We start from the raw sequence: 1433 nt of genomic DNA, 5'->3' as shown, positions 1-1433 counted from the left end.
CCTGAGACGTGATGCGTAGCCGATTGAGGCGAAGTAGAGTGATCCCATGCTGCCGAGAAAAGCCTCTAGCGAGCTTTCACGCGGCCCGTACCCCAAACCGACACAGGTGGTCAGGTAGAGAATACCGAGGCGATCGGGCGAACTGTGGTTAAGGAACTCGGCAAAATGCCCCCGTAACTTCGGGAGAAGGGGGGCCGTAGCGCTTGAAGCTCTTTACGGGCTAGGGCGAGACGGCCGCAGAGACCAGCGAGAAGCGACTGTTTACTAAAAACACAGGTCCATGCGAAGTCGCAAGACGATGTATATGGACTGACGCCTGCCCGGTGCTGGAACGTTAAGGGGACCGGTTAGTCCGCAAGGGCGAAGCTGAGAACTTAAGCGCCAGTAAACGGCGGTGGTAACTATAACCATCCTAAGGTAGCGAAATTCCTTGTCGGGTAAGTTCCGACCTGCACGAATGGCGTAACGACTTCTCGACTGTCTCAACCGCAGGCCCGGCGAAATTGCATTACGAGTAAAGATGCTCGTTACGCGCGGCAGGACGGAAAGACCCCGGGACCTTTACTATAGCTTGGTATTGGTGTTCGATTCGGCTTGTGTAGGATAGGTGGGAGACTGTGAAGTGGCCACGCCAGTGGTTGCGGAGTCGTCGTTGAAATACCACTCTGGTCGTATTGGATGTCTAACCTCGGTCCGTGATCCGGATCAGGGACAGTGCCTGGTGGGTAGTTTAACTGGGGCGGTTGCCTCCCAAAGAGTAACGGAGGCGCTCAAAGGTTCCCTCAGCCTGGTTGGCAATCAGGTGTTGAGTGCAAGTGCACAAGGGAGCTTGACTGTGAGACTGACGGGTCGAGCAGGGACGAAAGTCGGAACTAGTGATCCGGCCATGGCTTGTGGAAGCGTGGTCGCTCAACGGATAAAAGGTACCCCGGGGATAACAGGCTGATCTTGCCCAAGAGTCCATATCGACGGCATGGTTTGGCACCTCGATGTCGGCTCGTCGCATCCTGGGGCTGGAGTAGGTCCCAAGGGTTGGGCTGTTCGCCCATTAAAGCGGTACGCGAGCTGGGTTTAGAACGTCGTGAGACAGTTCGGTCCCTATCCGCCGCGCGCGTAGGATACTTGAGGAAGGCTGTCCCTAGTACGAGAGGACCGGGACGGACGGACCGCTGGTGTGCCAGTTGTTCTGCCAAGAGCATTGCTGGTTGGCTACGTTCGGAAGGGATAACCGCTGAAGGCATCTAAGCGGGAAGCTCGTTCCAAGATGAGGTATCCCACTCTTCGTGAGTTAAGGCCCCCAGCTAGACCACTGGGTTGATAGGCCAGAGGTGGAAGACCGGTAACGGTTGGAGCTGACTGGTACTAATAGGCCGAGGACTTGTTACAAAAATGCTACGCATCCACTGTGCGGTTCTGGAAGAACAACCAGGACC

The 1433-nt window shown here is 56.1% G+C and carries 1 rRNA gene; it reads left to right on the top strand.

Annotated features, from left to right (window positions below):
- Positions 1–1386, top strand: a 23S ribosomal RNA gene (locus tag UK23_RS09510); the annotation flags it as partial.
- Positions 1387–1433 lie beyond the last annotated feature (47 nt).

The sequence above is a fragment of the Lentzea aerocolonigenes genome (assembly GCF_000955955.1).
Classification (GTDB): domain Bacteria; phylum Actinomycetota; class Actinomycetes; order Mycobacteriales; family Pseudonocardiaceae; genus Lentzea; species Lentzea aerocolonigenes_A.
Note: the sequence above shows the minus strand (reverse complement) of the source record. Positions and strands in the feature narration are given on the sequence as shown.